20 protein-coding genes and 1 tRNA gene are annotated in these 23,805 nt (G+C 70.1%); 16 read left to right on the top strand and 5 right to left on the bottom strand.

All coding sequences use genetic code 11. The annotated features are described in order from the left end of the window. Positions 1–2: 2 nt before the first annotated feature. The 8 genes from NXI30_04220 (at position 3) to NXI30_04255 (ending at position 10,713) form a co-directional block, all read left to right on the top strand. The gene (locus NXI30_04220; protein ID MCR9093400.1) at positions 3–833 is read left to right on the top strand and encodes an isoprenyl transferase; all 831 of its coding nucleotides are present in this window, start codon (positions 3–5) and stop codon (positions 831–833) included. Beyond that, positions 830–2,029 (top strand): 1-deoxy-D-xylulose-5-phosphate reductoisomerase, encoded by a 1,200-nt coding sequence (locus NXI30_04225; GenBank protein ID MCR9093401.1) that lies wholly within the window; start codon positions 830–832, stop codon positions 2,027–2,029. The genes NXI30_04220 and NXI30_04225 overlap by 4 nt, the downstream gene beginning before the upstream one ends. Next, positions 2,029–3,771, top strand: a complete 1,743-nt coding sequence (gene rseP / locus NXI30_04230; GenBank protein ID MCR9093402.1) for an RIP metalloprotease RseP — start codon at positions 2,029–2,031, stop codon at positions 3,769–3,771. Before NXI30_04225 ends, rseP begins: the two co-directional genes overlap by 1 nt. Before the next feature lie 10 nt (positions 3,772–3,781). Further along, positions 3,782–4,528 (top strand): tRNA (adenosine(37)-N6)-threonylcarbamoyltransferase complex dimerization subunit type 1 TsaB, encoded by a 747-nt coding sequence (tsaB, locus tag NXI30_04235; GenBank protein ID MCR9093403.1) that lies wholly within the window; start codon positions 3,782–3,784, stop codon positions 4,526–4,528. Between the two features lie 297 nt (positions 4,529–4,825). Beyond that, a complete protein-coding gene (ilvC, locus tag NXI30_04240) occupies positions 4,826–5,848 on the top strand; it encodes a ketol-acid reductoisomerase (GenBank protein ID MCR9093404.1) in 1,023 nt (340 codons plus the stop codon). Between the two features lie 138 nt (positions 5,849–5,986). After that, a complete protein-coding gene (gene pssA, locus NXI30_04245) occupies positions 5,987–6,868 on the top strand; it encodes a CDP-diacylglycerol--serine O-phosphatidyltransferase (GenBank protein MCR9093405.1) in 882 nt (293 codons plus the stop codon). A gap of 45 nt (positions 6,869–6,913) precedes the next feature. Further along, on the top strand, positions 6,914–8,461 hold the full coding sequence (locus tag NXI30_04250) for a 2-isopropylmalate synthase (protein MCR9093406.1): 1,548 nt from the start codon (positions 6,914–6,916) through the stop codon (positions 8,459–8,461). 143 nt (positions 8,462–8,604) lie between these two features. Beyond that, positions 8,605–10,713 (top strand): TonB-dependent receptor, encoded by a 2,109-nt coding sequence (locus NXI30_04255; GenBank protein ID MCR9093407.1) that lies wholly within the window; start codon positions 8,605–8,607, stop codon positions 10,711–10,713. A gap of 18 nt (positions 10,714–10,731) precedes the next feature. Here the strand turns inward: NXI30_04255 and NXI30_04260 are convergent, their stop codons facing one another. Together NXI30_04260 and NXI30_04265 are read right to left on the bottom strand one after the other, a co-directional pair. After that, positions 10,732–11,712 (bottom strand): M56 family metallopeptidase, encoded by a 981-nt coding sequence (locus NXI30_04260; protein ID MCR9093408.1) that lies wholly within the window; start codon positions 11,710–11,712, stop codon positions 10,732–10,734. Further along, the gene (locus tag NXI30_04265; protein ID MCR9093409.1) at positions 11,709–12,143 is read right to left on the bottom strand and encodes a BlaI/MecI/CopY family transcriptional regulator; all 435 of its coding nucleotides are present in this window, start codon (positions 12,141–12,143) and stop codon (positions 11,709–11,711) included. Before NXI30_04265 ends, NXI30_04260 begins: the two co-directional genes overlap by 4 nt. Positions 12,144–12,334: 191 nt before the next feature. Between NXI30_04265 and leuB the strand changes: the two genes are divergently transcribed. From leuB to rpsI, 5 genes are all read left to right on the top strand, one after another. Continuing rightward, positions 12,335–13,414: a 3-isopropylmalate dehydrogenase gene (gene leuB, locus NXI30_04270; GenBank protein MCR9093410.1), complete on the top strand. Its 1,080-nt coding sequence runs from the start codon at positions 12,335–12,337 to the stop codon at positions 13,412–13,414. Between the two features lie 33 nt (positions 13,415–13,447). After that, positions 13,448–14,464: a hypothetical protein gene (locus NXI30_04275; protein MCR9093411.1), complete on the top strand. Its 1,017-nt coding sequence runs from the start codon at positions 13,448–13,450 to the stop codon at positions 14,462–14,464. Next, positions 14,461–15,303, top strand: a complete 843-nt coding sequence (truA, locus tag NXI30_04280; protein MCR9093412.1) for a tRNA pseudouridine(38-40) synthase TruA — start codon at positions 14,461–14,463, stop codon at positions 15,301–15,303. The genes NXI30_04275 and truA overlap by 4 nt, the downstream gene beginning before the upstream one ends. A gap of 223 nt (positions 15,304–15,526) precedes the next feature. Beyond that, positions 15,527–15,979: a 50S ribosomal protein L13 gene (gene rplM / locus NXI30_04285; GenBank protein ID MCR9093413.1), complete on the top strand. Its 453-nt coding sequence runs from the start codon at positions 15,527–15,529 to the stop codon at positions 15,977–15,979. Beyond that, positions 15,972–16,382 carry a 30S ribosomal protein S9 gene (rpsI, locus tag NXI30_04290; protein ID MCR9093414.1) on the top strand — a complete coding sequence of 137 codons (411 nt, stop codon included), beginning with the start codon at positions 15,972–15,974 and terminating at the stop codon, positions 16,380–16,382. The genes rplM and rpsI overlap by 8 nt, the downstream gene beginning before the upstream one ends. A gap of 239 nt (positions 16,383–16,621) precedes the next feature. On the opposite strand, the gene NXI30_04295 is transcribed toward rpsI, so the two are convergent. Next, a complete protein-coding gene (locus NXI30_04295) occupies positions 16,622–17,263 on the bottom strand; it encodes a PEP-CTERM sorting domain-containing protein (protein MCR9093415.1) in 642 nt (213 codons plus the stop codon). A 396-nt stretch (positions 17,264–17,659) separates the two neighbouring features. On the opposite strand from NXI30_04295, the gene NXI30_04300 reads away from it, so the two are divergent. From NXI30_04300 to NXI30_04310, 3 genes are all read left to right on the top strand, one after another. Then, positions 17,660–18,148, top strand: a complete 489-nt coding sequence (locus NXI30_04300; protein MCR9093416.1) for an NUDIX domain-containing protein — start codon at positions 17,660–17,662, stop codon at positions 18,146–18,148. Between the two features lie 55 nt (positions 18,149–18,203). After that, positions 18,204–19,835, top strand: a complete 1,632-nt coding sequence (locus NXI30_04305; protein ID MCR9093417.1) for a CTP synthase — start codon at positions 18,204–18,206, stop codon at positions 19,833–19,835. Between the two features lie 90 nt (positions 19,836–19,925). Further along, positions 19,926–20,002, top strand: a tRNA-Val gene (locus NXI30_04310). 175 nt (positions 20,003–20,177) lie between these two features. On the opposite strand, the gene NXI30_04315 is transcribed toward NXI30_04310, so the two are convergent. Together NXI30_04315 and NXI30_04320 are read right to left on the bottom strand one after the other, a co-directional pair. Continuing rightward, entirely contained in the window at positions 20,178–23,282 is a 3,105-nt protein-coding gene (locus NXI30_04315) for a hypothetical protein (protein MCR9093418.1), read from the bottom strand. A 158-nt stretch (positions 23,283–23,440) separates the two neighbouring features. Then, positions 23,441–23,800, bottom strand: a complete 360-nt coding sequence (locus NXI30_04320; protein ID MCR9093419.1) for a hypothetical protein — start codon at positions 23,798–23,800, stop codon at positions 23,441–23,443. Between the last annotated feature and the right edge of the window lie 5 nt (positions 23,801–23,805).

The raw sequence follows: 23,805 nt of genomic DNA on the forward strand, positions 1-23,805 counted from the left end.
CTATGTCCCCTCCCTCTTCGAGTCCCGCGGACGAAGCCGGTCTCCACGCCGAGATCGACCTCGATCACGTCCCGCGCCACGTCGCCATCATCATGGACGGCAACGGCCGATGGGCCGTGGACCGCGGCCTCGAGCGGAACGCGGGCCACCGCGAGGGGATCGAGTCCGTCCGCGAGATCATCCGTGCCTGTCGCGACTACGGCGTCGAGGCACTGACGCTCTACGCCTTCTCGATCGAGAACTGGAACCGGCCCAAGGGCGAGGTCTCCGAGCTGATGCGGCTCCTCGAGGAGTACCTCGAGACGGAGCTCGCCGAGGTCATGGAGCACGGTGCCCAGGTCCGGTCGATCGGGCGCCTCGATCGGCTTCCTCCGTCGACCCGACGCGCGGTCGAACACGCCGTCGCCGAGACGGCGGACAACGAGGGAATGAAGCTCGTCTTCGCGCTGTCCTACGGCGGGCGGACCGAGATCGTCGACGCCGCCCGACGCCTGGCCCGCGACGCCGAGCTCGGGAAGATCGACGCCGAGGGGCTCGACGAGAAGGGCTTCGCTTCATACCTCTACGCCCCCGACGTGCCGGACCCGGATCTGCTGATCCGGACCGGCGCCGAGCAGCGCGTCTCGAACTTCCTGCTCTGGCAGATCGCCTACGCCGAGCTCCATCTCTCCGAGCGCATGTGGCCGGACTTCCGCCGCGCCGAGTTCGAGTCCGCGATCCTCGACTTCCAGCGCCGCGAGCGCCGCTTCGGCCTGACGAGCGAGCAGGTCGCCGGCGGTGAGGCGAAGGGTTCGTCCGGAGAGGGTGGGGCGGACGAGGACGCCGCGTCTTGAGCGACGACTCGCGCAAGCGCCTGGCGATCCTCGGCAGCACCGGGAGCATCGGCGAGCAGACCCTCGACGTGGTCGCCCGCCACCCGGACCGCTTCGACGTCGTCGGGATCGCGGCCGGCCGCCGGGTCGAGCGGGTGATCGAGCAGGCGCGGCAGTTCGGCCCGCGCGTGGTCTCGATCGCCGACGAGAGCGCCGTGCCGGCGCTTCGCGAGGCCCTCGGTCCGGACGTCGAGGTCGTCTCCGGCGCCGCCGGGCTCGATCGCGTGGCGACCGAGCCGTCGGACCTCGTCGTGGCGGGACTCGTCGGGGCCGTCGGACTCCAGCCCGTGCTCGCCGCGATCCGCGCCGGCGTGGCGATCGGACTCGCGAACAAGGAAGTCATGGTGATGGCCGGGGCGATGGTCCGGCGCGAAGCCGCGGCCCGCGATGTTGCGATCATCCCGATCGACTCCGAACACAGCGCGATCTTCCAGTGCCTCGTCGGGAGTCGACCCGACGAGATCGAGCGCCTGATCCTGACCTGCTCGGGGGGACCCTTCCGGACCTGGGCGCCCGAAAGGATCGAGGCGGCGACCGTCGAGGAAGCGCTCGCCCATCCGAACTGGTCGATGGGCGACAAGATCTCGATCGACTCCGCGACGCTCATGAACAAGGGGCTCGAGGTGATCGAGGCGCGCTGGCTCTTCGACGTGCCGGCGGACCGGGTCGACGTCGTCGTCCATCCCCAATCGATCGTCCACTCGCTCGTCGAATACTGCGACCGCTCGGTGCTGGCCCAGCTCGGCCTGCCGGACATGCGCGTCCCGATCGCCGTCGCGCTGGCGCATCCGGACCGGGTCGAGCTCGACGTGCCCCGCCTCGACCTGGTCGAGCTCGCGCGGCTCGACTTCGAAGCGCCGGACCGTGAGCGCTTCCCGTGCCTCGATCTCGCGTATCGAGCGGTCGCCGGGAGCGAGGCGGCCCCGGCGGTGCTCAACGCCGCGAACGAGGTCGCCGTCGAGGCGTTCCTGGGGCGGCGGATCGCGTTCCCGGACATCGCGCGCCTGAACGGCGACGTGCTCGAGGCCCACCTGGCCGACCACGCGGGACAGCGCGTCGACGCGCTCGAGGAAGTGGTCACCGCGGACGCCTGGGCGCGGGGCGCCGCCAGCGAGTGGCTCGCGAAGAGCGAGTCCGCGCCCGGGGCGGGCGACTGATGGCGTTCATCGACTCGCTGGTCGCCGTGATCCCGATGCTCGGCGTGCTGATCGTGGTGCACGAGCTCGGACACTTCCTCGTCGCCAAGGCCGTCGGCGTGCGCGTGCTCAAGTTCTCGGTCGGTTTCGGGGCGCCGATCGGGATCGGCAAGCTTCGGCTTCGCTGGGAGCGGAACGGGACCGAGTACGTGATCGGGTGGATTCCGCTCGGTGGCTTCGTGCGCATGCTCGGCGAGCCCTATCCCGGCGACGACACGATGGGCCCGCCGATTCCCGAGGACGCGCGGGACGACGAGTTCCTCGAGCGCAAGCCCGTCTGGCAGCGGCTCTGCGTGGTCTTCGCCGGGCCGGGCATGAACCTCCTGCTTCCGGTCGTCTGTCTGGTCGGGATCCTCTGGAACGGCATCGATCGCCCGGACGCGGTCGTGGGCATGGTCGACGCGGGATCGCCCGCGGCGATCGCCGGCGTGGCGCCGGGGGACCGGATCCTGTCCGTCGACGGACAGACGGTCCGACACTACGGCGAGGCGGTGACGCCGATCCGGGAACGCAAGCCCGGAGAGACGGTCTCGCTCGAGCTCGAACGGGAAGGCGAGCGCTTCTCCCTCGACGTGGACGTCGCTTCCCAGGAGGTGCGCGACGGCTTCGGCGGAAACGAGGAGATCGGTTGGATCGGGCTCGCCCACGAACGCCGGGACGCGCGGATCGCGCTGCCGGATCCGGCGAGCGTCGCCGGGCAGGCGGGGCTGCGATCGGGCGACCGGGTGCTCGCCGTCGACGGCGCTCCGATCGAGGGCTGGGAGGCGCTCGCGGCGGCCCACGCGCGCGCTGCGACGGGCGGGACGACCTGGAAGATCGAGCGCCCGCGGCCCCTCGACGAGGCGGCCCTCGCGAAGCTCGCGCAGGGCGAGCGCGTCGAGACCGAGACCGACGAGCTCACGCTCGAGGTTCCGCGGACGGCGGACCTGGCAGAGCTGGGCGTCGTGCCGGCCACGATCCTCGTCGGCAGCGTCGCGGAGGGGAAGCCCGCCGCCCGCGCCGGTCTCCAGCGGGGCGACCTGATCCTGGCGGCCGACGGCGAGCCCGTGGGCAGCTTCCGGAGCTTCGTTGCGCTGATCCAGACGAGCCGGGGCCGCGAGCTCGAGCTGACCTACTCGCGGGAGGGCGAGCTGCGCACGACCCGGCTGCGCGCCGAGGAGGAGCTCGTCGAGGGCCGCTACGACATCGAGGCGATGGCCCAGAAGATCTACCGGATCGGCCTCGCGCCGCAGCCGTCGCTCCTCGCCGGCCCGGTCTTCGAACAGCAGATCCGCAACCCGCTCGAGTCGGTCCCCGAAGCGTTCGCCATGACCTGGGACATGACGGTCCGGTATCTCGAAGGCCTGTCCCGGGTCTTCGACGGCGGCGTCGGCGCGGACCAGATCTCGGGCCCGATCGGGATCGCCCGGATCGCGCGCCACTCCCTCGATCGCGGCTTCGAGGAGTATCTGTTCTGGATCATGCTGATCAGCATCAACCTGGGGATCCTGAACCTGCTGCCGATTCCGATCCTCGACGGAGGCCAGGCGCTGATCTACTCGATCGAGGGGATCATGCGCTCGCCGCTCTCGATGCGGGCGCGGGAGATGGCGAACTCCTTCGGCTTCGCCGTGCTCGTGCTGCTGATGGGCCGCGCCTTCTGGAACGACCTGACGCCTTTCTGGTCGAGATTCGTCGACTGGCTGTCGGGCAGCGCCCCCTGATCCGCGGCCGATGCCCCGCCGACTCCTCGCCCTCGAATCCGCGACCGATTGGCTGTCGATCGCCCTCGCCGAAGACGACGACGTCGTGTGCGTCCAGGAGGCCGCGCGCACCCGTCGGCATTCCGCCGAGCTGCTCCCGCTCGTGCGCGCGGCGCTCGCCGACGTGGGCTGGTCGGTCTCGCAGCTCGATGCGCTCGCGGTCTCGGCCGGTCCCGGGAGCTTCACCAGCCTGCGGATCGGGCTGGCGAGCGCGAAGGGCCTGGCCTTCGGGCGCGACTGGCTCGGCGTCGGCGTCTCGACGCTGGAGGCGATGGCGCTCGGCGTCCTCGACGAGGCGGAGGAGGGGACGCAGGTCGTGCCGCTCCTCGACGCGCGGCGGGGCGAGTGGTACGCCGGGGGCTGGCGAAGGCAGGACGGCGGGCGAGTCGCTGGCCTCTTGGAGGGGCTCTACGACCCGGCGACGATGGCCTCGGATCTGGACGGGCCGGTGACCTTCTGCTGCCCGGACCGGCTCGGCTGGCACGTGGACTTCGAGGCCGCCGGGATCGAGATCGCCGCTCGGATCGAGGGCGAGGCGGCGCGTCCCCGGGCGGATCGCGTGGCCCGGCTCGGTCTCGAGGCCCTGGCGCGCGGCGAGGGCCAGCCGGTCGAGGCGCTCTCGGCGCGCTATCTGCGTCGTGCGGAGGCCGAGGCCCAGCGTCTCGGCGGGCCCGTGGAGCGCGGCGAGGTGGCCCGGGTGGCGCCGTCCAGGGAGTGAGCCCCGGGGCGCTGCCGGTCTCTGGCGCCGGCCCAAAACGTCGCGTAATCTCGCGCGGTTAGCGCTTCCCGCCCGTCGGGGGTGGAGTGCGCCCGGGCACGCTCTGCGGTCCTCTGGACCCCTGACGTCGCCCCTTCGACCGGGCTCCGCCGTCCCGCAATCAATCGCCGGATCAGGCGCCCGCAGAGGCACCCGAAGGGCCCGCTTCCCGCTCTCGAAACCGTTTCTCCCTAGCCGCCGCAGGCGACCGAGCCCCACTCGGCGCCGAGCCAGCGCAACCCAAGGACCGACCCTCACATGGCACTCGACATCTACTACGACAAGGACGCGGATCTCGGACGTATTCAGTCCAAGAAGGTCGCGATCATCGGCTACGGCAGCCAGGGCCATGCCCACGCCCAGAACCTCCACGCGTCCGGCGTCGAGGTGATCGTCGGGTTGCGCAAGGACTCGTCGAGCTGGCAGAAGGCCGAGGGCGCCGGGCTCCGCGTGGCGACGGTCGCCGACGCCAGCCGCGAGGCGGACCTGATCATGCTGACGGTCCCGGACGAGCTCTGCCGCGACATCTACGAGAACGAGGTCGCCCCCAATCTGGAGTCCGGCAACTACCTGGCCGTCGCCCACGGCTTCAACATCCACTTCGAAGCGGTGATCCCGCCCAAGGACGTGAACGTGATCATGATCACGCCGAAGGGCCCCGGTCATACCGTTCGCGATCACTACGAGCAGGGCCGCGGGGTGCCGTGCCTGATCGCCGTCCATCAGGATCCCTCCGGCGACGCCAAGCAGATCGCGCTCGCCTACGCCTCCGCGATCGGCGGCGGCCGCTCGGGCATCATCGAGACGACCTTCCGCGAAGAGACCGAGACGGATCTCTTCGGCGAGCAGGCGGTGCTCTGCGGTGGCCTGACGTCCCTCATGCAGGCCGGCTTCGAGACCCTCGTCGAGGCGGGCTACGCCCCGGAGATGGCCTACTTCGAGTGCATCCACGAGACCAAGCTGATCATCGACCTGATCTACGAAGGCGGCATCGCGAACATGCGGTACTCGGTCTCGAACACCGCCGAGTACGGGGACTTCATCTCGGGCCCGCGCGTGATCGACGAGAGCGTGAAGGCGCGCATGAAGGACGTCCTCACCGACATCCAGCAGGGGGAGTTCGCCAAGCGCTTCATCCTCGAGAACAAAGCGGGCAACGTGGGCATGCACGCGCGTCGCCGCGCCGCCGCCGAGCATCAGCTGGAAGAGGTGGGAGCGAGGCTGCGTGGATTGATGCCCTGGCTCTCCGAACGACAGCTCGTCGACAAGAGCAAGAACTAGGAAGGCGGCCTCGCTCGCTCGATCCACGCAGGACGGCCTTCGGCCGTGCGTGACTCTTTTCTTTCGCGGCCTTCGGCCGCAAGGACAGGACGAGACGGCTACTCTGATCGGAAGGACGACGGGTCGGAGGTTCGAGCGGTGACGGACGAGCCCGAGAAGAAGCGGAGACGGCGGCGGAGACGGCGCAGACGGGACGATCCGGATCGGGCGGGGTTCGCGGCGCTGCTGCCGCAGCTGCTGACGACCGGGAATCTCGCGGCGGGCTTCTACGCCATCGTGATGGCGAGCAGCGGGCGGGTCCTGATCGCGTCCTACGCGATCTTCGTGGCGGCGCTGTTCGATATCCTCGACGGCCGTGCGGCGCGCATGACCGGCAACGTCAGCCGTTTCGGGGCCGAGTACGACTCGATCGCGGACACGGTCTCGTTCGGTGTGGCCCCGGCGATCCTCGCGTTCTACGCCGGCGACTTCGCGAGTCTCGGCTGGGCCGGCTGGGTCATGGCCTTCACCTACACGGCCTGTGCCTCGCTCCGCCTCGCGCGCTTCAACGTGCAGTCGGGTCGTTTCGAGGGGCGCTTCGACGGGGTGCCGACGCCGGCGGGCGCCGGCATGATCGTCTCGACCGTCTGGTTCAAGAACTTCCTGGTCGGCCCGACCGTGAGCCTCGGGCTGCCGTCGATCATCCCGGCGATCGGCGTCGCGTTCCTCGGTCTGCTGATGGTGAGCCCGATCCCGTACCACAGCGGGAAGAACCTGCGCTTCGGCCAGAGCTACTCCACGACGGTGATCTCGCTGATCGTGCTCCTGCTTCTGATCCTGGAGCCGGGCCTCAACTTCTTCCTCGTGGGCGTCGTCTACGTGATCTCCGGACCGGCGGGCTACCTGTGGCGCTGGCGGACCGGCCGCGAGCTGATCCCCGTGGAAGACGACACCGCGGAGGCCCCGGCCGACGAGGCCGCCCCCTCGCCGAACGTCACCCCCATCTCGGACCATGTGTCCGGCAGCGACGCCGGACGTTAGGGTCCCGCTTTTCCACCCCCTCGGCCCCCTCGGAGTAGACCGACGATGAGCGAACCGCAGATTCGCATCTTCGACACGACCCTGCGCGACGGCGAGCAGTCCCCGGGCTGCAGCATGAACCTGCAGGAGAAGGTCGCCCTGGCGCGCCAGCTCGAGCGGCTCGGTGTCGACGTCATCGAGGCGGGGTTCCCGATCGCGAGTGACGGCGACTTCGAGGCGGTCCAGGCGATCGCCAAGGAGATCGAAGGCGCGACGATCTGCGGTCTTGCGCGAACCGGCGAGATGGACGTCGAACGCGCCGCCCGCGCGGTCGAGTCCGCGCGCCAGGCGCGGATCCACACCTTCATCGCGACCAGCGACATCCACCTCGAGCACAAGCTCCGCATGACCCGGGAGCAGGTCCTGACCGAGGTCGAGCGCGCCGTCCGCCAGGCGCGGGACGCAGTCGACGACGTCGAGTTCTCCGCCGAGGACGCAACGCGCTCGAACTGGGACTTCCTGGTCGAGGTCTTCTCCGCGGCGGTCGAGGCCGGCGCCTCGACGCTCAACGTGCCGGACACGGTCGGCTACACGACGCCCAAGGAGTACGGCGATCTGATCGCGTTCCTGCGGGAGCGCGTGACCCGGGGCGGCGAGGTCACCTTCTCGGTCCACTGCCACAACGATCTCGGTCTCGCCGTCGCCAACAGCCTCGCCGCGATCCGCTCCGGCGCGCGCCAGGTCGAGTGCACCGTCAACGGGATCGGTGAACGCGCCGGGAACACCAGCCTCGAAGAGGTGGTGATGGCGCTCAAGACCCGGAGCGAGGAGTTCGACGGACTCGATACCGGCGTGAACACGCAGGAGATCTATCCGTCCAGTCGGCTCCTCTCGTCGATCACCGGCGTCCAGGTCCAGCCGAACAAGGCGATCGTCGGCGACAACGCCTTCGCCCACGAGGCGGGCATCCATCAGGACGGCGTGCTCAAGGCCGCGATCACCTACGAGATCATGACGCCGGAGTCGATCGGACGCGCCAGCAACGAGCTCGTCCTCGGCAAGCACTCCGGCCGCCACGCCTTCCGCGATCGACTCGAAGAGCTCGGCTTCGCCGTCGAGGGAGAGGACTTCGAGCGCGCCTTCAAGCGCTTCAAGGCGCTCGCCGACGCCAAGAAGGTCATCTACAACGAGGACCTCGAGGCCATCGTCGCCGACAGCGTCCAGACCGCCGGCGACCGCTACGTATTCGCCACGCTCGTTCTCACCTGCGGGAGCGACGCACCGCCGAACGCCCGGGTCGTGCTCGACATCGACAGCGCACGCCAGGAGACCGAAGCCTCCGGCGTCGGTCCGGTCGACGCGATCTTCAAGGCGATCTCGGATCTGACGGGGACGGGGAGCGAGCTGATCCGCTACCAGGTCCACGCGGTCACCGCCGGGCTCGATGCCCAGGGCGAGGTGTCCGTCACGATCGAAGAGGACGGGCGTCGGGTGATCGGCAACGGGGTCCACGAAGACGTGATGGTCGCGAGTGCGAAAGCCTACGTGCACGCGCTCAACAAGCTCGAGTGGCACAAGGCGCGCCACACGCCGGACGAGCCCAAGGGCATCTGAGGCCGGTTCGTCGCGTCGGCCACGTGCGTGACGCGCGACCCGGGTCGCGCACGGGAGCGCAGCGCGCGGTGGCCGCGCGTGCGCCTACGCGCGCGAAGTCCGATCCATAGTCGGACTTCGAGTGGCTTGTTAGCGTGCGCGCCATGTCGACCCACGCGCCCCGACCGACCTGCTTCGATCGCCCCGCCTCTCGATGGCTGCCTGCTCTGACGGCGTTCCTGCTTGCCGCGGCGGGCGTGATCGGGCCCGCCTCCGCGCACGAAGGCGAGGACGGCGTCGAGTCGATGGTCGTCTTCGGACGAGCGGACGAGCAGCTCGGCACCGCGAGGGCAGCCTCGGAGGGCCGCATCGCCGGGGCCGATCTCGAGCTGCGGCCCCTCGCACGGACGGGTGAGCTCCTCGAGGTCATCCCCGGCCTGATCGCGACGCAGCACTCGGGGCCGGGCAAGGGCAATCAGCTCTTCCTCCGCGGCTTCAACCTGGACCACGGCACGGACTTCGCGGCGCACTTCGACGGTGTCCCCGTGAACTTCCGAAGTCATGGCCACGGCCAGGGCTATCTCGACCTGAACTTCGTGATCCCGGAGCTGATCGAGACGATCGATTTCCGGAAGGGGCCGTATCGGGCCGACGTCGGGGACTTCGCCTCGGCGGGCGCGTCCTTCCTGCGCTCGCGGGACCAGCTCCCCGAGTCGATCGCGTCGCTCACGATCGGCGAGGATCGCTGGGTCCGCGGGCTGGTCGCGGCGAACCTCGAAGTGCCCACGGGCGAGGCCCTCGTGGCCCTCGAAGGCCGAACCTACGACGATCCGTACCGGCTCGACGCGGACCTGCTGCACATCAACGCGTTCGCCAAGTGGACGGTTCCCCTCGGCGACGGCACGCTCCGCGCTTCGCTGCTGGGCTACCACGCCGAGTGGTTCTCGACGGACCAGATTCCGCGACGTGCGGTGGAGTCCGGCGACGTCTCGCGGCTCGGCTTCATCGATCCGGACCTCGGTGGCGAGACGACGCGCGTGAGCGCCAACCTCGAATGGGCCAGCGAGGGCGAGGATCCGCTGCGGCTCTCGACCTACCTGATCTACTACCGGCTCAAGCTCTTCTCGAACTTCACGTACTTCCTGGAACCGGACGGGCTGGGCGACCAGCTGGCGCAGCGCGACCAACGCATCGCCTGGGGCGCGCGGGCGGAGCGCGACCTCTCGGCCGACTTCCTCGGCACGACCGTCGATTTCGGGTTCGGCGCCGAGACGCGGCTGGACCACATTCCCGAGGTCGGTCTCTATCGGAGCCAGGCGCGTCAGCGCTTCCAGACCGTTCGCGAGGACGAGGTCACCGAAGTGTCCGGCTCCGCCTGGGCCGAGGCGGTCTGGACGCCCGTCGAATGGATGACCTGGACCGCGGGCGTCCGCGGCGACCTCTTCGGCTTCGACGTGGACACGAAGGCCGGGCAGGGCGCCTTCACGAACGGAGGCGGCGAGGTCGACGGGCTGGTCAGCCCCAAGCTCTCGCTCACGCTGCGGCCCGCGGAGCCCTTCGAGATCTACCTGAACGCGGGGGGCGGCTTCCACTCGAACGACGCCCGCGGCACGACGATCCGGATCGACCCGGCCACGCCGACCCCCGAGATCGTCTCCCCGGTGGATCCCCTCGCGCGTCAGTGGGGCGCCGAGGCCGGTGCGCGCTGGCAGCCCGATCGCCGCTTCCACGTGACCGGGGCCTTCTGGTGGCTGCACTCCGAGTCCGAGCTCGTCTTCGTCGGCGACGGCGGCTTCACCGAGCCCCAGGGCGGCAGCCGTCGCTACGGCGTCGAGCTGACCGCGTTCCTGCGTCCGCTCCACTGGCTGGCCTTCGACGGCAGCTACGCCTGGTCGAACGCCGACTTCAGGAACACGCGAAGCGGTATGGACCGGATTCCGGGGGCGATCGAGACGGTCGTGTCCGCCGGCGTCACGCTCACCAACGGGCCCTGGTCGGGCAGCCTGCGCGTCCGTCATTTCGGGGCGTATCCGCTGAACGAAGGGAACACCCAGCGAGCGGGCGGCACGACGCTCGTGAACCTCGGTGGCCACTACGACTGGATGCAGCTGCGCTTCAGCCTCTCCGTCCTGAACCTCTTCGATTCGAAGGACAGCGACATCGAGTACTTCTTCGAGTCCCAGCTCCAGACCGAGGCGGCGCCCGAGGAGGACGTCCACTTCCACCCGGTGCCGCCCCGCCAGGTGCGCGCGACGGTGACCGCGCGCTTCTGAGACGGACGCGCGTCGGGCTCAGCCGCCGAGGGCGTGGGACAGGGCGTGTTCGGCGACGTGATGGAGCAGGGAGCCGAGCCCTCCGGCGAGCGCGAAGAGTCCCAGGCCGACGGCCCAGGGGGCGGAGGCCGTGGGCGCCGGGCCCGGCGCTTCCGGAGCCAGGAGCGTGTCGATCCGCGCGGCGACGCCGCCGTCGGCGATCCCGACCGTCGAGAACGAAGGCGCGGGCGTCGCGGACATCAGACGTTCCACGCGGAGGATCGCGCGGGCGACGGCCAGCGGATCGGTCCGTCGCGCTGCTTCCGCGTCACAGATCTGTTCGCTCGCGAGGACGAGCGCGTCGAGCACTTCGTTTCGGGTCGAGGCCGGGAGCGCCGTGGCGCCGAGCTGCGCCAGCCAGCGCCAGAAGGGCTCCGCGCGGCGGACGTGCGCTCGCTCGTGGGCGAGCAGCGCATCCCATTCGTCCGGCGCGAGGGCCCCGGCGAGCGTGCGCGAGACGAGGGTCCGCGGGCGCCAGCGGCCGTGGGTCAACGCCAGGGGGGCGGCGGTGTCGACGAGACAGAGGGAGGAGGCGTCGCCCGCGCCTGCGACGGACTCGAGGGCGCGCAGCGCGCGGTTCGCGGGCGCGTCCTTCCGCTGGCGATCGAGCGTCGCCAGGCCGACCCAGACGATCGTGAGGAGGACCGGGACGGCGACCCAGAGGCTCGCGATCTCGAAGCCGTGGACCAGACAGAGATGGACGTGGTCGGCGTGATGGAGGCAATGGTCGAGGCCCGCCCAGGCGAGGCCGAGCACGCCCGGCAGGAGCACGAGCAGGACGACGGTCGCGGCGAGCGGGAGCGGCGCGAGGGCGAAGGACAGCGCCGCGCGGTAGCGGCGGGTGGGAGGCTGGTCGGCGAGGTGGCGTGCGAGTCGAGGCCAGGCGAAGCGGGCGAACGATCCGATCGCGCCGAGCACGACGAGCCAGGCGAGGGCTGCGAGGGCGAGGGTCGTCGTCATTCCTCCTCCCCTCCGCTTGATCCGCCCCCTCGCTCGTCGATGCGCTCGTGGACGAGACGCCGAAGCGTCTCCAGCGCCTCGGGGTCGGTTCGCTCCGCGAAGTCGACGAAGCCGGCCAGGAGGTCCTGGCTCGGTCGGGACCGAAGCGCGTCGGCGAGGGCGCCGACGGCGCCGGCGAACCAGGCGCGGCGCTCGACGCGCGCGGCGTAGCGGTAGGCGCGGCCGTGTTTGGTGCGTTCGACCAGCCCCTTCTTCACGAGTCGCTCGAGGGTCGACTGAACGGTGTTCCGGACGGGGCGCCCCTGCGGCGCCACCTGCGCATGGACCGACTCGACGTCGAGCGCATCGGGCGTTCGCCAGAGCGAATTCATCACCGCGGCCTCGAGCGGTCCGAGCTCTGCCGCGCGCCGCCCCTCGCCTTCGATCGTCATGGTCGTGTCGTCCTCGTTCCGCGTTCGCGGGATCGGTCGACGGACCGGTTTCGGGACCGTCCGTCCTCGCCACCGGATCGTAGAGCATCGCCTCCGGCTCGACCCGACGGTCCGTCCCCGCATCCGCTAGGATCCGCGCCCGCGCGGGCGAACCGAGCCCGCAGCGACACTCCCGCAGAGCGAGGTTCATCGTGGCAGAGAAGATCATTTTGCTCCCCGGCGACGGCATCGGCCCCGAGGTGACCGAGCAGGCGCGCCTCGTCCTCGAGAAGGCGGGCGCCTCCGCGGGCCTCTCCTTCGAGTTCGAGGAGGAGCTGATCGGCGGCTGCTCGATCGACGCCCACGGCACGCCGCTGCGCGACGAGGTGATCGAGAAGTGCCGAGGGAGCCGTTCGGTCCTGCTCGGCGCGGTCGGTGGCCCCAAGTGGGACGACATGCCCGTCGACATCCGTCCCGAGAAGGGGCTGCTCGGGATCCGCAAGGCGCTCGGACTCTTCGCGAACCTCCGCCCGGCGCAGGTGATGCCCGCTCTCGTCAACGCGTCGGCGCTCCGCCCCGACATCGTCGAGGGCGTCGACATGCTCGTGGTCCGGGAGCTGACCGGCGGGATCTACTTCGGCGAGCCGCGCGGTCGGTCGGGAGAGAAGGGCAACCGATCCGCCATCAACGCGATGGTCTACGACGAGCACGAGGTCGAGCGCATCACGCGCGTCGCCTTCGAGCAGGCGCGGCTCCGTCGCAACCACGTGACCCACGTGCACAAGGCGAACGTCCTCGACGTGTCGCAGCTGTGGGTGGAGGTCGTGGACGAGGTCGCCCAGGACTACCCGGACGTCGAGCTGGCGCATCAGCTCGTCGACTCCTGCGCGATGCTCCTCGTCCAGGAGCCGAAGCGCTTCGACGTGATCGTGACCGGCAACCTCTTCGGCGACATCCTGTCCGACGAGGCCGCGATGATCACCGGCTCCCTCGGCATGCTTCCTTCTGCGTCGCTCGCCGAGGGCGGGTTCGGCCTCTTCGAGCCGGTCCACGGCTCGGCCCCGGACATCGCCGGCAAGGATCTCGCGAACCCGCTCGCCGCGATCCAGAGCGCGGCGATGCTCCTCGAGACGGCGTTCGGCGCGAAGGACGCGGCCGGGGCGATCCGCCAGGCGGTCGCCGACGTGCTCGACGCCGGCCATCGCAGCGGCGATCTGCTGCTCCCGGGCGAGTCGCGCGAAACGGTGGGCTGCAAGCGGATGGGCGAGCTCGTGCTGGAGGCCCTCGCGTAGGGCCCCCGTACGGAACGAGGAGAGAGCACATCGATGGGCGACGGCACGCCGCGACGGATCGTGATCTTCGGGGTCACGGGGCAGATCGGGCAGGAGCTCGTCGATCGCCTCGACGAGAGCGAATGGAACGTGGCGGAGCTCGTGGGCGTCGCCTCGCCGGACTCCGCGGGGACGACGTTCTCGTTCGGCGGGTTGGACCTCGACGTGGTGGGCGAGTGGCCGCCGCTCAAGGGGGCCGATCTGGTCTTCCTGGCGACCCGCGCCGTCGAGGCGCTCGAGGTCGTGCGTGAGTGTCTGAAGGCCGAGGTCGCGTGCATCGACCTGACCGGCGCCGTGAGCGGCCAGGACGCGGTCCCGCTCGTCTTCTCCGCGACGGAGGGTGCCGTCGAGGCCCCGCTGCTCTCGTGTCCGAGTCCGACCGCGCTCGCCTGGGACGCCGTCCTGCGTGCGGTCGCGGGAGAGGGCGCCATCGTGCGGGCGACCGGAACGGTGCTCGCGAGCGCAGCGGCGCACGGCCGCGCGGGTGTGGTCGCGCTATCCGAAGAGTCGATCGCGCTCTTCAATCAGTCCGAGCGTCCGGCGCCCGGGCCGGCCGGACAGGGCGTCGCGTTCGACGTGCTGCCGAGCGGAAACCTCGAGCGCGCCCGCGTCGAGCTCCGGCGTTCGCTCGGCGGGGAGGCGGAGATCGCGATGGGGGGCGCCGAGGTGCCGACCTTCGTGGGGGAGGCCACGTCGCTCCTGGTCGAGCTCGATGCGCCGGTGGATCTGGCCGCGATCACCGAGCGCCTCGCGGGCCACGCTCTGCTCGAGGTCGTCGCGGACGGTCCTGGCAGCCGCGGGCTCGTCGCCATCGACGAGGTGGAGGTCGCGCCCGTCGGACCGACGATGCGGGACGCGGCCGGCGAGTCCGGCGTCCTCGTCGGGCGGATCGAGGCGGAGCCGGCACGGGAAGGCGGGCGCGCCGTCCGCCTGTGGTTCACGATGGACCCGCTTCGGGTGGCGGCAGACCACGCCCTCGCGATCGCGGAAGCGCGGCTCGGCGCCGCGTGAGCGCCGCCGCCGGCGGGACGCGCACGTTCCGTCTCGTCCTCGAGTACGAGGGCGCGGGCTTCGAGGGCTGGCAGGTCCAGGCCGGGGCGCGGCCCGCGCGGACGGTCCAGGGCGTGCTCGCCGAGGCCCTCGAGTCCGTGACGGGACGGACGCCTCGGGTGCGGGGCGCCGGCCGGACCGACGCCGGCGTCCACGCGGAGGGCCAGGTCGCGAGCGTCCACGTCGAGACCGGACTCGTCCCCGAGCGGCTCCAGGCGGCACTCAACGCACGCCTGCCCGACGACGTCGCCGTCCGGGGCCTCGTCGAGGCCACGCCAGGCTGGGACGCACTCAGGGCCGCGCGGGGCAAGCACTACCGATATCGGATCTGGAACGGCGTCCAGCGCTCACCGCTGCGGGCCGGCACCTGCTGGTGGGTTCGCGAGCCGCTCGATCTCGAGGCGATCGAGCGGGCCGCCCAGGGCTTCGAGGGGCGCCACGATTTCGCGGCCTTCCAGGCGGCGGGCTCCTCGGTCAAGACGACCGCCCGGACCGTCACGCGCTGTGCCGTCTTCGGGGAAACCCGCGGCGACGTCCGGCTCGACGTCGAGGGCGAGGGCTTCCTGCGCCACATGGTCCGGAATCTGGCCGGGACCCTCGTCGAGATCGGGCGGGGCCGCTGGCCGGTCGAACGGGCGGCGGAGATCCTGACCAGCCGGGATCGCGGCCAGGCCGGCCCGACGGCGCCCGCCCACGGGCTCTGCCTGATCCGGGTGGACGACGATGGGGGATTGTCCCCGGCGGGGGCGGCCCCGGCCGCGCAGGTCGATCCAGTTGACTGCGACGGTCCCGTCGGGTAAACACTCGCTTTCCTGGACGCCCCTCCCGGGCGCGACAGGTATGTCTCGCGCGTGATTCGGCGACCGCCGACCGCGCTGGACATCCCGGAACAGTCCGAGTCCCTCGACTTCGCCCGGTCGCGCGCAGGCGCCCGGTCCTGGCGAGAAGGACGGCTTGATTTCAACCGGTCGGATCGCGAGCGCGCGCCGACCGGTGAGTGAACGAAGAAGGAAACGAAGCCCGATGGCCAATCGAGCCTTTGCCGCGACGAAGAGCGTGAGCAGCGACGAGGTGGATCGCGAGTGGTACGTGGTCGATGCGGAGGACCTGGTCCTCGGCCGCCTCGCCACCCGGATCGCCACCGTCCTGCGCGGGAAGCACAAGCCCAGCTTCACGCCCCATTCCGATACCGGGGACCACGTGATCGTGGTGAACGCCGACAAGGTCCAGCTGACCGGGCGCAAGCGCGAGCAGAAGACCTACTACCGCCACTCCGGTTACATGGGCGGCATCAAGTCGATCACCGCGGACAAGCTCCTCGCCTCGGCCCACTCCGATCGCGTCGTGCGCAACGCCGTGCGGGGCATGCTCCCCAAGAACAGCCTCGGCCGGAAGATGCTCTCCAAGCTGCGCGTCTACGCCGGTCCCGATCATCCCCACGCCTCTCAGAAGCCCGAGGAACTCCCGAATGTCTAGCTCTGCACCGGCCGCAGGCGCCGTCATCCAGGCCACCGGCAAGCGCAAGAGCGCGATCGCCCGCGTTCGTCTCAAGCTCGGCTCCGGCCAGATCACCGTCAACGGCAAGTCCATGGACGAGTACTTCCCCCGCGAAGCGCTCCAGATCCTGGTCCGCGGCCCCTTCGAGAAGACCGAGTCCGTCGGCCGCTACGACATCGACGCGAACCTCTGCGGCGGTGGCGTCGCCGGCCAGGCCGGCGCCCTGCGCCACGGCATCGCCCGCGCCATCGAGAAGCTCGACGAGACCCAGCGCGGCACCCTCAAGCGCGCCGGCTACCTGACGCGCGACCCGCGAAAGAAGGAGCGCAAGAAGTACGGACAGAAGGGCGCTCGCGCGCGCTTCCAGTTCAGCAAGCGCTGATCCTCCGCCTGCGGGCGCTCGGCGAATCCTCCGCCTGCGGGCGCTCGGCGAGTCCTCCGCCTGCGAGCGCTCGGCTCATCCTCCGCCTGCGGGCGCTCGGCGGGGTCGGATGTTTTCCGCCGCGTCGGCGCTCACGACGGTCGACGATTCGAAGCGGCCGGTTCCCGATGGGGGCCGGCCGCTTCTGCGTTCGGGGCCGCGGACTCGGGCGTCGCGAGGGGCGGAACGCGCTCGCGGTGTCAGGCGCGGTTGCGGCTCGCGAGCAGGGCGAGGCCGCCGACCAGGAGCAGGCCCGTGCCCGGCTCGGGAATGGGCTGGCCGGTCACCGTGAGCTCGAACTGCTTCACGAACAGGCTGCTGTCTTCGAAGATCTGTCTGTAGTCCGTTCCCGCGACGAGGAACCCGCCGAGGAAGACGCTCAGATCGAGGCGGCCCTCGAGCGCGAATCCGTACGGCGGTTCCCCGCGTGGGTCGTCCAGGACGGTGGTCTGCCAGGTCGGGTGATCGGTGAACGCGAGGTCCGCGAAGACGAGCCGGATCGGCTCGGAGTCGCCGCGGCCGAGCTGGATCAACAGGCTGGGCGGGAGCCGCTCGTGCGCGCCCTTCGGGTCCGAGGCGTAGCCGACGCGCGCATGGCGCCCATCGCCGAGTACCGAGACGGAGATCGAATCGATGCGGCTCCATCGGGTGCCGAGGTCGACGGTCATCCGCCGGGATTCCGGTGACTCGGGCAGCGGTTCTCCGCGGAGGCCACGCTCGTAATGGCCGTGGAGGTCGGAGAGGACGTACGTCTGCGTGAGGGCCAGCGCTGCACTCGGTGCGAGGAAGAGGAGCGCAGCGGCCAGGCGCAGGGCGGGACGGGTCGAGTCGTGAAATTTCACCGGCACCTCCGGGGTTGGGTGGTGCCCGCGCGCCTGATGTGGCCGCGAAAGACACAGTCCCGGCCTGCGCGCGCGCGATCCCGGAGGTGGAGACGGCTCCGGGCGTGGCCGCGATTGACGGCGTGGCGAGGCGCCCGCTATAAACAGCCGGACCCCCCCGGTCGAAGCAGGTGTGAGTGCGAACGAACTCCGCAGCGACCGTTTCGCTGCGCTCCGTCGTGCCGAATCGAAAAACGGCACACCCATGGTTCCCTTGACCTTCGGGGTCGAAGGAAACCAGGAAGAAAACGTCGTGAGAAGCCCTTCCACGACGTCGACGGCGGAGCTCCCCCGGTGACATCCCCGGCAGACAAAGCAGCCCTTAGCTCGGACACGAGCGCGAGCCAGGGCGATTCGATGTATTTCGCGTCCGATCCGACGGAGCTGGGTCTCTCCGTTTCGGCGATGGTCTGGCGCGAGGGTGAACTGTTGTTGATGCGCCGATCCGACAACGGCTTCTGGGGCCTGCCCGGGGGCTTCGTCGAGATCGGCGAGTCGGTCGCGGAGGCGGCGTGCCGTGAGGTCGCCGAAGAGACCGGGTGGAAGGTCGAGGTCGGCGGGTTGATCGGGGTCTACTCGGATCCCGGAACCAACGTCGTGGACTATTCCTTCAAGAAGAGCGGCCCGAGAAAGGGTGCCGACCCCGACGGTGGGGAGCGGCGCGTGCAGATCGTGAACCTCTGCTTTCACGCGGAGGCGGTCGAAGCGGGCGAGATGACGACGCCCGAAGAGACGCTGGAGATGGGATTCTTCGCGGCGGACGCGCTGCCGCAGCCGTTCGTGCCGATCCACGCGATCCGGATCGAGGACGGACTGGCCAGGCGCGCCGCGGCCGCGATTCGATAGGTTTGGGAAGAGCAGGGGGCCGACCGAGAGGCGGCCATCCGGGGGGAGAACGAGTATGAGTCCGCGACCGACCAAGTACATCTTCGTGACGGGCGGCGTGATGTCGTCTCTTGGTAAAGGCCTTGCTTCCGCGTCGATCGGCGCGCTGCTCGAGGCGAGGAGCCTCAAGGTCACGTTCCTGAAGCTCGACCCCTACCTGAACGTCGACCCGGGGACCATGAATCCGTTCCAGCACGGCGAGGTCTACGTGACCGAGGACGGCGCGGAGACGGACCTCGACCTCGGTCACTACGAGCGCTTCACGACGACGGTCCTCGGTCAGGTGAACAACATGACCGCCGGCCGGATCTACGACCAGGTGCTCTCGGCGGAGCGCCGCGGCGACTATCTCGGCGGGACCGTCCAGGTCATCCCCCACGTGACCGACGCGATCAAGGGGGCGATCCGGAACGCCAGCCAGGACTGCGACGTGATCCTCGTCGAGATCGGCGGCACGGTCGGCGACATCGAGTCGCTCCCCTTCCTCGAGGCCATCCGCCAGTTCCGCGCCGACGCGGGCCGCGAGAACTGCTGCTTCATCCACGTCGCCCCGGTGCTCTACCAGTCGACCGCCGGCGAGGTGAAGACGAAGCCCGTCCAGCACTCCGTGAAGGAGTTGCAGACCGTCGGCCTCGCCCCGGACATCATCCTCTGCAGGACCGACCGCTTCCTCGAGAAGGGCATCAAGAGCAAGATCGCGCTCTTCTGCAACGTCGACGAAGACGCCGTGATCACGGCCAAGGACGTGAGCTCGATCTACGAGGTCCCGCTCGCCTTCGCCAAGGAGAACCTCGACGAGAAGATCGCCCAGGTCCTCAACATGTGGACCGGACGCCCGGACCTGCGCCACTGGGAGCGCCTCTTCAACGTGCAGCAGAACCCGGAGCGGCAGATCCGCATCGCGATGGTCGGCAAGTACGTCGACCTGACCGAGAGCTACAAGTCGCTCAACGAAGCGCTCTACCACGGCGGCTTCGCCTGCGGCAACGAGGTCGTGATCGAGTACGTCGACTCGGAGAAGCTCGAGGACACGGCCGAGCTCGCCGGCTACGACGGCATCTGCGTCCCCCACGGCTTCGGCTCGCGGGGAATCGAGGGCAAGATCCGCGCGATCCAGTACGTCCGCGAGAACGAGATCCCGTTCCTCGGGATCTGCCTCGGGATGCAGATGGCCTGCATCGAGTTCGGTCGCAACGTCGTCGGCCTCGAAGGGGCGAACTCCTCGGAGATGGTCGAGGACTCGCCGCACCCGGTGATCGACATCCTGCCCGAGCAGAAGGAGGTCGAGGACCTCGGCGGGACGATGCGACTCGGCGCCTACCCCTGCGTCCTCCAGCCCGGCTCGAAGGCCGCGGAGGCCTACGGTCGGCTCCAGATCAGCGAGCGCCACCGCCATCGCTGGGAGTTCAACGAGGACTACAAGGACCGGTTCCAGGCCGCCGGCATGCTCTTTTCGGGCTCGTCCCCGGACGGCCGACTGGTCGAGGTGATCGAGATCCCGAGCCACCCCTTCTTCGTGGCGTCGCAGTTCCACCCCGAGTTCAAGAGCAAGCCCTTCGACCCGCACCCGCTCTTCGAAGCCTTCGTCCGCGCCGCCAGCAAGCGGGCCACGGACCCCCCGAAGCCGCCGGCCGACCAGCCGGAATAGGCGCCGCAGGGGAGCCCGGCCGCGGCCTTCCGAACGGACCTCCCAAGGGCGGCAAGCCCCGGCGGAATCCGCTAAAACCTGTGGCCTCGTGGGGCGTTAGCTCAGCTGGCTAGAGCGCCGTGTTCACACCGCGGAGGTCGGTGGTTCGAGTCCACTACGCCCCACCAGCATTGTTCGGCGCTGCGCGCCTCTCGAAAGCCACCCTTATCTGGGGTGGCTTTCTTGCGCTGAGGGCTCGATTTCCTGGCGCGGTGCTGCGCGCCTCTCGAAGGCCTCCCCTTTTCGGGGAGGCCTTCTCGCGCTGAGGGCTTTGGTATTGCCCGTTTCGTCGAGGCGCGGGGGTCAGACGGTTCGGCGGCGGGCGAGGTGGGTGAGGGCGCCCAGCGCCGTGAGCAGGGGGAGGAGGCCGCTGGGCTCCGGGACGAGGGTGGGTTCGCAGGCGTCGCCCTGGAGGTCGACGTCGGCGTCTTCCTGGGCCAGGGAGCAGAAGCCGCCGGCGCCACAGTCCGTGGGCAGCGTGCACGCGGTGCCGCGCAGGTCCGGTTCGCCCGCGGTGCAGGTCCCGCCGCCGGGGCCGTTCGGGGCAGCGGGGCAATTGTCGACCCCGTTCAGCACGAGGTCGAGGTCGCGGTCGATCCCGATGCGTTGGCCGGATCCGGGGGGAACGGCGGTGTAGGTCAGCGTGAGCGCATCGCCGTCCGGGTCGGCCTTGGCGCGAAGCGCCGCCTCGGTGATCGGCGCCCCGCCGTCGTCCGGCGTATAGGTCCCGCCGGCGGTGCTGACCCAGCCCTTCTCGACGCCGGCTTCGACGGTCTTCACGACGACGTCGCACTGGGTGACGGCCCCGCCCAGGACGGCCGACTCGAAGGCCGTACCGGCCATGTCGTCGAGGAGGGTGATGCGCGCGTTCACGTCGGTGACCTCGAAGGTCGCGGGGGTGATCGTCACCTGCTGCCCGACGATCGGCGCGACGTCGCTCGGCGCGGCGAGCATGAGCGCCTCGAGATCGGATTCCTGCTGGTTGTCGAGCGCGAACACGGGAGACTCGAAGAAGGTCTTGAGCGTGTCGACGGAGCCGTCGTGGAGGAAGCCCGTGCCGCGCACCTGGTCGCCGGACACGCTGAACATGCCGATCTTCTGAACCATGTTCCGGATGTGCGGGACCTTCACGTGCTGCACCGCGCCTTCGAAGCTCGCTTCGCCGCCGGTGCCGAAGAACCCGTTCACCGGATCGAGGGTGTGGCAGCCGTCGCAGTCCTCGACGGTGTCCGTCGCGTTGGGGTCGAGAGGGGCGCATTCGGTGGCGCCGGGGCCGCAGCTGAACCAGACGTCGTTGCCGCGCTGCTCGCTCGGAGCGGGTGCTGCGGCCGTGCGGAGCGTGTCGTCGAGGGAGCGCACGGGATTCGGCGGGAGCTGCACCTGGAGGATGAAGTCCGCGAACTGCTGCATCTCGGCGGGCGTGATCGTGCCCTCCTTCCCGATCAGTCCCTCGAAGGCGACGATGAAGTTCCGGAACGAGAGGTCTTCGTCGCAGGGGGCATTCGTCGCGTTCGCCTCGGCGTAGCCCGGCTGCGTGCAGGGATCCGTGCCGAAGAAGCCGTCGACGCGGTCACCCCGCCAGTGCATGCCGCCGTGGGTCGACATGCCTCGCAACGTCTGCGTCGTCATGGGCCCCTTCATCGGATGGAAGGGCTGGCTCGGCTGAGCTGCCTCGAGCAGCGGATCCGGCTGGGGCTGGTTGTTGGTCCCGACCCCACCATCCGGGTCACCGAGATTCCAGGCCAGGGCGTCGAAGTCGCCGAAGATGTGGCAGCTCGCGCAGGAGCTCTCGCCGTTGCCCGAGGTGATCGTCGCGTCGTAGAGGAAGGGGCGCCCCGCGACGAGCGAGACCGGCTCCGGGTTGTGCAGCGGGTGGACGGCCCAGGTCTCGCGGGAGACGAGATCGATGACCTCGATCGCGTTGTTGAAGCGCGTCATCACGTAGAGCTTGCCGTTCGTCTCGTCGACGGCGACGCCGGACGGGCCACCCCCGATCGTGTCGAGGTAGTCGGCGCTCTGGGCCGTCGGGTCGAAGTTGGTCTCGAACGCCGGGTCCTCGAGCTCGGCGCGACTGAAGACACCGACCTTGGACGAGCCGAAGGCGGGGACGTAGATCGTCTCGCCGTCCGCCGAGATCGTCGGTTGGAGGGGGGTCGCGAGGCTGTGGGTGATCTGCGCGTCGATGGCCGCGTGGTCCGCGCCGGCGTCCGTGTGGAGGGCGTCGTAGTCGATGTGCTGGTTCAGGTGCTGCACGTCCTGGGTCGGCCCCGACGGGTCGAGGATCGTGATGCGCGACTCCGACAGGTGCCCCTGTACGGTCGATCCGCCGTGCACACCCGGCCCTTCGAAGCGGATGTGGTTCGGGCTCTCGATGTTGGTGACGTAGACCTTCCCGCTCGTCGGGTTCACGGCCATGTTGAAGAGGATCGTGCCGACGGAATCGAAGACCGTACCGGCGGCCAGGGTGTCGGCGTTCAGAACGAACACGTCGTGGTCGGGCAGGTCGAAGGGGACCAGCGCGTTCCAGGATCGGCCGGCGGCGTCCTGCCAGTTCGCGCCATCGTATCTGACGATCACGCCGGTTTCGGGGGCGGCGTCGGAAGCGGCGTTGTCGTTCGGACCCGGAACACCGCCCGGCGCGCCGCCGCTCGGCCCGGCGCTGTCGAAGCCGTTCGGGACGAATTGCTCGGCGATCGTGGTCGTCTGATTGCCCGAGAGGAAGGCCGCCACGTAGACGTGGGTGCCGTCCGTGGCGAGGGCGCGCGGCGTGTCGGCGAAGAAGGTGAGCACGTCGACGGGGGTGCCGCCGATCGTCGTGCCGAGCGCGAGCGCGTCGAAGACCCAGACGTCGGCGCGTCCGATCCCGGGCGTCGTGAACCGGGGATCGGCGGGGTCGCCCGGGCCGAAGACACCGGCGATCGAGGGGTGCGTGCGGTGCTGGCCGCGGTGGGCGGTGGTGATGAAGGCGCGGTTGCCGCCCGTGCCGGCGAAGACGATGTCGCGGGGCTCGTCGCCGACGAGGAGGGTGCGGGTGACGTGCGGGGTCGCGCTCGAGACATCGACGATGCTCACGCTGTCCGAGAGATGGTTGACGACCCAGACCTCGTCGTCGGTTCGCGGGGCGACCGCGACCGGCTCCAACCCGACCGGGACCGACGCCGCGTGTTCGAGGGTGCCGAACACGACGTCGAAGATCTCGAGCGTGTTGTCCGGCGTGTTCACGGCGAAGAGGCGCGCGCCGTTCGGCGAAAGGGCGACCGGCCGCACGTGCCCGCTCTCGAAAGCGACGAAGGGGACCTGCGCTTCGGCGGGGGAGGGGATCAGGATCGAGCCGCCGACGGTCGCGACAGCGAGCAGGGCGGAGATCGGGCGCAGGAGGCGTAGAACGCGCAGAAAGAGCGGCAGCATGAGAAGACTCCAGATCGATGATCCAAGCACCCGGCCATCATACGTCGAGGGGCGAACCCGATGTCGGCGAATGCAGTTCCGGTCACGAAAATACGGGGGGATCGGCGCGATTCCTGCCTTCCGGCTGCAGCGGCCCTGCCTCACCGCGCCGGCGTCGATCATTCGGCCCCCATGATCTGAACGACGTAGCGCCGGAGGTTCAGCGCATGGACCCCCTCGACATCGACCTCGATCAGGTATCGCCCCGGTCGGAGAAAAGCCCCGTCCAGTTCCAGCCCGAACGTCGATTCGGTTCCCGCGACGCGCTCCACGCGGGTCTCCAGTCGCCGGCCGTCCTCGGTGACGACCCGCGCCGTGCGCGTCGGCTCGGCGCCGCCGTCGTCGAGGACGACGCGGAAGGCGACGGGTGCTCCTCGGTCGAGGTCGCTCTCGACGAGCGAGAGTCGGCCTCGCTCCGCGATCTCGAAGACCTGTACTTCCTCCCCGCCCGATCCGTCCACGCAGGCGAGGAAGGCCATGCCGA

This window comes from bacterium, assembly GCA_024742285.1.
GTDB lineage: Bacteria > Myxococcota_A > UBA9160 > UBA9160 > UBA4427 > UBA4427.

What these genes read in the sequence shown, in the direction of transcription:
- NXI30_04315 (MCR9093418.1), bottom strand. Translation starts at nt 23,282, where the DNA reads ATGCTGCCGCTCTTTCTGCGCGTTCTACGCCTCCTGCGCCCGATCTCC.
- NXI30_04250 (MCR9093406.1), top strand. Translation starts at nt 6,914, where the DNA reads ATGAGCGAACCGCAGATTCGCATCTTCGACACGACCCTGCGCGACGGC.
- NXI30_04265 (MCR9093409.1), bottom strand. Translation starts at nt 12,143, where the DNA reads ATGACGATCGAAGGCGAGGGGCGGCGCGCGGCAGAGCTCGGACCGCTC.
- ilvC (MCR9093404.1), top strand. Translation starts at nt 4,826, where the DNA reads ATGGCACTCGACATCTACTACGACAAGGACGCGGATCTCGGACGTATT.
- NXI30_04255 (MCR9093407.1), top strand. Translation starts at nt 8,605, where the DNA reads ATGTCGACCCACGCGCCCCGACCGACCTGCTTCGATCGCCCCGCCTCT.
- NXI30_04300 (MCR9093416.1), top strand. Translation starts at nt 17,660, where the DNA reads ATGTATTTCGCGTCCGATCCGACGGAGCTGGGTCTCTCCGTTTCGGCG.
- NXI30_04305 (MCR9093417.1), top strand. Translation starts at nt 18,204, where the DNA reads ATGAGTCCGCGACCGACCAAGTACATCTTCGTGACGGGCGGCGTGATG.
- NXI30_04220 (MCR9093400.1), top strand. Translation starts at nt 3, where the DNA reads ATGTCCCCTCCCTCTTCGAGTCCCGCGGACGAAGCCGGTCTCCACGCC.
- rpsI (MCR9093414.1), top strand. Translation starts at nt 15,972, where the DNA reads ATGTCTAGCTCTGCACCGGCCGCAGGCGCCGTCATCCAGGCCACCGGC.
- rplM (MCR9093413.1), top strand. Translation starts at nt 15,527, where the DNA reads ATGGCCAATCGAGCCTTTGCCGCGACGAAGAGCGTGAGCAGCGACGAG.
- rseP (MCR9093402.1), top strand. Translation starts at nt 2,029, where the DNA reads ATGGCGTTCATCGACTCGCTGGTCGCCGTGATCCCGATGCTCGGCGTG.
- NXI30_04320 (MCR9093419.1), bottom strand. Translation starts at nt 23,800, where the DNA reads ATGGCCTTCCTCGCCTGCGTGGACGGATCGGGCGGGGAGGAAGTACAG.
- NXI30_04275 (MCR9093411.1), top strand. Translation starts at nt 13,448, where the DNA reads ATGGGCGACGGCACGCCGCGACGGATCGTGATCTTCGGGGTCACGGGG.
- NXI30_04260 (MCR9093408.1), bottom strand. Translation starts at nt 11,712, where the DNA reads ATGACGACGACCCTCGCCCTCGCAGCCCTCGCCTGGCTCGTCGTGCTC.
- tsaB (MCR9093403.1), top strand. Translation starts at nt 3,782, where the DNA reads ATGCCCCGCCGACTCCTCGCCCTCGAATCCGCGACCGATTGGCTGTCG.